7 protein-coding genes are annotated in these 6,335 nt (G+C 67.8%); 3 read left to right on the top strand and 4 right to left on the bottom strand.

The genetic code is table 11. The features are described from left to right. Positions 1–120 precede the first annotated feature (120 nt). Positions 121–1,623 carry a glycerol kinase GlpK gene (gene glpK / locus BRAS3809_RS25500; protein ID WP_008964904.1) on the top strand — a complete coding sequence of 501 codons (1,503 nt, stop codon included), beginning with the start codon at positions 121–123 and terminating at the stop codon, positions 1,621–1,623. A 21-nt stretch (positions 1,624–1,644) separates the two neighbouring features. On the opposite strand, the gene BRAS3809_RS25495 is transcribed toward glpK, so the two are convergent. Beyond that, positions 1,645–2,532, bottom strand: coding sequence for an alpha/beta fold hydrolase (locus BRAS3809_RS25495; RefSeq protein WP_008964903.1), 888 nt, complete (start codon positions 2,530–2,532; stop codon positions 1,645–1,647). Positions 2,533–2,643: 111 nt separating this feature from the next. Here BRAS3809_RS25495 and BRAS3809_RS25490 point away from each other — a divergent pair, with 111 nt between their 5' ends. Beyond that, on the top strand, positions 2,644–3,243 hold the full coding sequence (locus BRAS3809_RS25490; protein WP_008964902.1) for a GNAT family N-acetyltransferase: 600 nt from the start codon (positions 2,644–2,646) through the stop codon (positions 3,241–3,243). Positions 3,244–3,303: 60 nt separating this feature from the next. Here BRAS3809_RS25490 and BRAS3809_RS25485 read toward each other — a convergent pair whose 3' ends face one another. Next, positions 3,304–3,933, bottom strand: coding sequence for a hypothetical protein (locus BRAS3809_RS25485; RefSeq protein WP_008964901.1), 630 nt, complete (start codon positions 3,931–3,933; stop codon positions 3,304–3,306). A gap of 80 nt (positions 3,934–4,013) precedes the next feature. On the opposite strand from BRAS3809_RS25485, the gene BRAS3809_RS25480 reads away from it, so the two are divergent. Next, complete coding sequence (locus BRAS3809_RS25480) at positions 4,014–4,646, top strand: glutathione S-transferase family protein (protein ID WP_008964900.1); 633 nt, start codon at positions 4,014–4,016, stop codon at positions 4,644–4,646. A 322-nt stretch (positions 4,647–4,968) separates the two neighbouring features. Here BRAS3809_RS25480 and BRAS3809_RS25475 read toward each other — a convergent pair whose 3' ends face one another. Both BRAS3809_RS25475 and BRAS3809_RS25470 read right to left on the bottom strand, forming a co-directional pair. Next, positions 4,969–5,988 carry an HlyD family secretion protein gene (locus BRAS3809_RS25475; RefSeq protein ID WP_008964899.1) on the bottom strand — a complete coding sequence of 340 codons (1,020 nt, stop codon included), beginning with the start codon at positions 5,986–5,988 and terminating at the stop codon, positions 4,969–4,971. Then, a partial coding sequence (locus tag BRAS3809_RS25470) for an ABC transporter ATP-binding protein (RefSeq protein ID WP_035658498.1) occupies positions 5,985–6,335 on the bottom strand: 351 nt, incomplete at its 5' end. The genes BRAS3809_RS25475 and BRAS3809_RS25470, both read right to left, overlap by 4 nt.

Below are 6,335 nucleotides of genomic sequence, written 5' to 3'. Positions count from 1 at the left end.
AGTCAAGCGGACAGCTTGGACGAAGCGGAGCACGTTGGCACGCCCCAACCACCTTGACCTTCCCCCGCCAATCCGCTTGCTTGTCGCCCCAACGTCGTCAACCTTCCGGGAAGAAGCCCCATGTCCTTCGTGCTGGCCATCGATCAGGGCACCACGTCCTCGCGCGCGATGGTGTTCCGCTCCGACATCTCGATCGCCGCGGTGGCGCAGCAGGAATTCCCGCAGCATTTCCCGGCCTCGGGCTGGGTCGAGCACGAGCCGGAGGACATCTGGACATCGACCGTGATGACCTGCCGCGACGCGCTGGAAAAAGCGGGGCTCGCGGCCAAGGACATCGCCGCGATCGGCATCACCAACCAGCGCGAGACCACGGTGGTGTGGGACCGCGCCACCGGCCAGGCCGTCCATCGCGCCATCGTCTGGCAGGACCGCCGCACCGCCGACATCTGCGCGAAGCTCAAGGCCGAGGGTCACGAGCCCGATGTCAGCGCCAGGACCGGCCTGATCATCGATCCCTATTTCTCCGGCACCAAGGTGGCCTGGATCCTCGATCATGTGCCCGGCGCGCGCGAGCGTGCCGAGCGCGGCGAGCTGATGTTCGGCACCGTCGACTGCTATCTGCTGTGGCGGCTGACCGGCGGCCGCGTGCACGCGACCGACGCCACCAACGCCTCGCGCACCCTGCTGTTCAACATCCACACCGGCCAGTGGGACGACACGCTGCTGAAGCTGCTGCGTGTGCCGCGCTCGATGCTGCCCGAGGTGAAGGATTCCTCCGCCGATTTCGGCACCACCACGCCCGATTTGTTCGGCGGCCCGATCAAGGTTGCGGGCATCGCCGGCGACCAGCAGGCGGCGACGATCGGCCAGGCCTGCTTCACGCCGGGCATGATGAAATCGACCTACGGCACCGGCTGCTTCGCGCTGCTCAACACCGGCGCGACGCCGGTGAAGTCGAACAACAAGCTGCTGACGACCATCGCCTATCAGCTCAACGGTATCAGAACCTACGCGCTCGAAGGCTCGATCTTCGTCGCCGGCTCCGCGGTGCAGTGGCTGCGCGACGGGCTTGGCATCATCAAGCACGCCGCCGAGACCGGCCCGCTCGCCGACAAGTCCGATTCGATGCAGTCGGTCTATCTGGTGCCGGCCTTCGTCGGCCTGGGGGCGCCGTATTGGAATCCGCGCGTGCGCGGCGCGCTGTTCGGCCTCACCCGCAACACCGGCCCTGCCGAGCTCGCCCATGCCACGCTCGAGAGCGTCTGCTACCAGACCTACGATCTGTGGGCGGCGATGCGCGCCGATTGGCCCGATGCCTCGGCGGCCACCATCGTGCTGCGCGTCGACGGCGGCATGACGGCGTCGGACTGGACCATGCAGCGCCTCGCCGACCTGCTCGACGCGCCGGTCGACCGTCCGATGATCCAGGAGACCACCGCGCTCGGCGCCGCCTATCTCGCCGGCCTCAATGCCGGCGTCTATCCGGAGCCGGAGAAATTCGCCGACAATTGGCGCCTCGAGCACCGCTTCAAGCCGGCGATGAGCGGCGCGACGCGACAGCGCAAGCTCGCCGGCTGGGCGCGGGCGGTGAAGGGCGTGCTGGCGAGCGACGAGGGCGAGTAGCGCCCCCGCTGCTTGCTTCCGTCACGCCAGGAACGCCGCGAGGTCGGCGTTGACCTGCTTCATGTGCGTGACGAACAGCCCGTGCGGGCCGCCGGGATAGATCTTCAACGCGGCGCCCTTGATGCCCCTGACGGTCGGCCGTCCGGTCATCTCGAGCGGCGCCGACACATCTCTGTCGCCATGCAGGATCAGAACCGGGCGGTCGATCCTCGCCAGCACCGGGCGCAGGTCGGTCGTGATGAGCGCGCGATTGGTCGCCACGGCGACCGGGATCGGGGTCTGACGCATCATGGCCGCGACCCACTCCATCATCTGCGGCGAGGTCTCGGGCGTGAAGAACGGCAGCTTGTTGTCCTCGATCCATTTCGGGAAGTCGCTCTGCCACGTCGCCCAGCTTTGTTCGAAATAGGCCTTGGGCGCGCCGAGCGCATTGTCGGCGGTCTGCAGCGGATACGGTGTGGTCGGCCCGAGCATCGCGATCCGCGCGATGCGCGCGGTGCCGTGGCGGGCGACGTAGTTGACGATCTCGTTGCAGCCCATGGACATGCCGACCAGCGCAACGTCATCGAGGTCGCACTGTGCGATGACCTCGGCGATGTCGTCGGCCAGCCGGTCGAGATCGTAGCCGCTGCCGGGAATGTCCGAGCGCCCATGACCGCGGCGGTCGAACGCGATGCAACGCAACCCGCGATGACTCAGATCGGCCATCTGATACGTCCACATTGCACTCGTCAGCGCCCACGCATGCACGAACAGCACGGGCCGGCCGCTGCCCCAGTCTTCACAATGCAGCGTCGCGCCGTCGCTGCAGCGTACGCGCGAGCGCGGTGTCTCGGGTGCGGCAGCCCGCGCGCCGGTCGCGGCAAAGGTCGCGGTCGCGGCCGTCAGCAGCAGGTCTCGTCGTTGCATGGTCATCGCTCCTGATGTTGAATGCGCCGAGCATGCGCGGCGGCCTGCAGCGATCCAATTACGTCGCGGGTAAGCGCGGATGCCGATCGTCTCTGACTCAGGTGCCTGTGAATGACGTTTCCCGATGGTTATGTCGACATCCCGCCCGGCAAGGTCGCCGCGGTGGTGACCTCGCTCGAGATGCTGGCGCCGCCGGTGCTGCCGCCGGATCCGGTCGCCGACGGGGCCATTCGGCGCGTCGCGCAGCCGGATCTCGATTGGTACCGCGACCTCTATGCGCGCGTCGGTTCGGAATGGCTGTGGTCGCAACGCCTGCGGATGAGCGACGCAGAGCTCGCGGCAACCATCCGCCCCGCGGGCGTCGAGATCTACACGCTGGAGCACGCCGGCGGTGACGAGGCGCTGCTGGAGCTCGACTTCCGCAAGAAGACCGACTGCGAGCTGGTGCTGTTCGGCGTCACGTCCGGGCTGATCGGCACGAGCGCGGGACGTCTTTTGATGAACCACGCACTGCGCCGCGCCTGGGCGCAGCCGCTCACGCGGCTCTGGGTCCATACCTGCAGCTTCGACCACCCGCGCGCGCTTGCCTTCTACCAGCGCTCCGGCTTCCGCCCCTATCGCCGCCAGATCGAGATCGCCCCCGACCCGCGCCTCGACGGCACCCTGCCGCGCGATGTCGCAGCCCATGTGCCGGTGATCACGCCTAGGTGAGCTCGACGGCAAGGGCAGGCTGCCGGACGCCGCGCCGCGATGTTGGCTGACCCCCAACAGCTAATCCGGTAACTCGTACGGCGCGAGCCGCCAAAGCCGCGCCGGGACCGGCTCCGGAAGCGGCGGAGTCAAATCGCCATAGCTCGATTGCAGCGGCGTGCCCTGCCTCCAGTAATGGATCACGAAGACCACCCGGTATCGACTGCTGCTCGGGACCTTTTCGGTGTCGGCGAGTTCGATCCGGCTCTCGCCATCCGCGGTCAGGAACGTTTCGTTCCAGGCGGCCTGCCATTGTCCTGGGGGCCTCGACGGATCAGGCTGGATGAAGTGGCCAACGCTGAATCTGGCGTCCGGGTTGGTGACCATCACTTCGACCAGGACCGCTTCGTCCAGATGAGCGCGGTAGATACCCTCCCACTCCTCGCGGTCCTCCCGGCTCAGTGGCCTGATCTCATCACCGCGCCCTTGATCTCGCAGGAAATTCTTGAGGTTCTCGCTGAAATTCAGCGGATTGTGAACTTCTTCGATCGTCCTGGCCAAGAAGCGGTCGTATTCGGTCCTGTTGGCTCTGAAAGAGTAGAGCCCGATGATCTCGAGCGACGGCGGGGCTGGATCAGCCATGACGCCGCTCGGGCTGACGCAGAGAAGGGGCCAGAAAAACAGCAAGCTCAAGGCTGAAAGGCGCAGCATCGGTTCACCTCGGCACTGCATGATAGTAGCTGACAGAGATCGAAATTGCAGCTTCAATAGTGCGCACGGGAGGCTGCGCCATGTTCCTGATCGGCCAATTCGACTCGCCCTTCGTCCGCCGTACCGCCATAGCACTGCGGCTCTATGGCATCCCGTTCGAGCACCGGCCGTGGTCGACCTTCGGCGATGCCGACAAGATCGCACCGTACAATCCGCTGCTGCGGGTGCCGGTGCTGGTGCTCGACGACGGCGAGGCGCTGATCGATTCGGCCGCCATTCTCGATCATCTCGACGAGTCGGTCGGGCCCGAGCGCGCGATGCTTGCGCCGCGCGGCGGATTGCGGCGCCAGCAACTGCACACGATCGCCCTCGCCACCGGGCTCGCCGACAAGGCGGTCAGCCTGATCTACGAGCGCGTGCTGCGCAAGGATCAGCTCGCGCTGTGGGTGGAGCGGTGCGAGACGCAGATCGCCGGCGTGCTGGCGATGCTCGAGGCTGAGCGCGCGGGTGTCGCGACCAGCTACTGGTATGGTGAGAATATCGGCCACGCCGACATTGCCGTCACCTGCGCATTGCGCTTCACGCGCGAAGCCCATCCGCAGCTGTTCGACGACACGCGCTATCCGGCGCTCGCCGCCCACGCCGCCAAATGCGAGGCGCTGCCGCCGTTCCAGGAGATCGTCCAGCCGCTCGCGCCGCCCAGCGGGGATTAGCTCGCTTCATCTGCCACCCTTTTCCCTACAGGGCAGGGCTATCGCATAGGTTGAACAGAGTTTTTGCACGTCACTTCCACGTCGTCATGGCTGGGCCTGTCCCGCCTGCGCGGCCGAAGCCGCTTCGGCGCGGCGAAGACCGGCCCACCCACGTCGTCCGGCATGCTGAGAAAGACGTGGATGCCCGGGACAAGCCCGGGCATGACGGAGTAACTCTTCGGCAGGATCGTTCGCCGGGACGGCTCCGCATTTTCACATGCGACAGCTCTCCCCTCCAAGGACGGTGGGCGGCGGTGCTCGGGCGATAACCGGCAACAGCAGGTCACGGCTTGAAATACACATCCACCTTCATGCCCACGGCGAACGGGCCGGGCTCGGCGAGATCCACCAGCACTTCCACCACGTCGACATCGGTCATGTTGCGCTGGCTGAGCGCGGCGGCGCGGCTGCTCTCGACCAGCGGCGCGATGCTCGCGACCTTGCCGGCGACGTCGCGGCCACGGAAGGCGTCGGAGCGGACGACCGCCTGCTGGCCTGGCTTGATCTTGTCGAGATCGCGCTGGTCGAGCTCGGCGCGCACCCGCAGCGACGACATGTCGCCGAGCAGCGCCAGCGGCTGCGTGGCTTGCGGCGCGGCGATCTCGCCGGCGCGGGCATTGACCTGCAGCACCGTGCCGTCGAGCGGCGCACGAATCGTGAGCTTCTCGAGCGTGGCGCGCGCGGCCTGCAGATCGCTGCGCGCGACGTTGAGCTGGCCCTCGGCGCTGATCGGCAGCGGCGCGTCGGCGGTCACCTTGCGCAACTCGTCGGCCTGCTGATCCAGTTTGGCCTGCGCCTTGGCGAGTTGCGTCCGCGCGCTGTCGACATCACCATCGGCGCCGCGTCCGGCGCGCCGCTCGGCCACCGCCTTGTCGAGCGCGACGCGCGCATCGAACACCGCGGCTTGCGCATCGGCGAGTCCATCTTCGGCCCGCCGCCGCGGCCCTGCGCCCGATGGCGTCGATTCCTTGTTGCGCACGCGCTTGCGCATCGCGGCCTGCGCCTCGGCGCTGGCGAGCTGGGCGCGGGCCTCGGCATCGGCGAGCCGCACCAGCGCCTGGCCGGCGAACACGGTATCGCCCGGCTTGACCAGCACGTCCTGGATCAGCCCGACCACGGGCGCGCCGAGCTTGATGAGGCCGGAGGCCGGCTCGACGCGGCCGGGCGCGACCGCGAGCCAGCGCTCCTCCTGGGCACTGGCGGCGTGAGCGCCGGGGGCGATCGATGACGGCGCGGCGGCGAGCACGGTCGAGGCCGCCAGCATCAGCGCACAGGCCTGGCTTACGATCCCGGACGTCTTCATGCGTTCGAAGCCTTCTTCAGTTGGTCGCCTCCGCTCTCCTCGCGGACGATGCGGCCGTCCTCGATATGAATGACGCGATGGGCGAAGGGGAGGATGCGCGGATCATGCGTCACCACCAGCACGGCGCGCGAGGGATCCTTGGCGATGTCGGCGAGCAGGGTCATGATCGCCTGGCCGTTGGCGGTGTCGAGCGCGCCGGTCGGCTCGTCGGCGAGGATGACCTGGGTTTGGCCGACGATGGCGCGGGCGATCGCGACGCGCTGCTGCTCGCCGCCCGAAAGCTCGCGCGGAAACGACTTCCGCTTGTGGCCGAGGCCGACCGTGCCCAGCACCTCGCGCGCGGCCGT

It is taken from the genome of Bradyrhizobium sp. STM 3809, assembly GCF_000239795.1.
GTDB lineage: Bacteria > Pseudomonadota > Alphaproteobacteria > Rhizobiales > Xanthobacteraceae > Bradyrhizobium.
Note: the sequence above shows the minus strand (reverse complement) of the source record. Positions and strands in the feature narration are given on the sequence as shown.

Excerpts from the sequence above, each read along its gene's own strand:
- BRAS3809_RS25480 (WP_008964900.1), top strand. The coding sequence starts at position 4,014 with ATGTTCCTGATCGGCCAATTCGACTCGCCCTTCGTCCGCCGTACCGCC.
- BRAS3809_RS25495 (WP_008964903.1), bottom strand. The coding sequence starts at position 2,532 with ATGCAACGACGAGACCTGCTGCTGACGGCCGCGACCGCGACCTTTGCC.
- glpK (WP_008964904.1), top strand. The coding sequence starts at position 121 with ATGTCCTTCGTGCTGGCCATCGATCAGGGCACCACGTCCTCGCGCGCG.
- BRAS3809_RS25475 (WP_008964899.1), bottom strand. The coding sequence starts at position 5,988 with ATGAAGACGTCCGGGATCGTAAGCCAGGCCTGTGCGCTGATGCTGGCG.
- BRAS3809_RS25485 (WP_008964901.1), bottom strand. The coding sequence starts at position 3,933 with ATGCTGCGCCTTTCAGCCTTGAGCTTGCTGTTTTTCTGGCCCCTTCTC.
- BRAS3809_RS25490 (WP_008964902.1), top strand. The coding sequence starts at position 2,644 with ATGACGTTTCCCGATGGTTATGTCGACATCCCGCCCGGCAAGGTCGCC.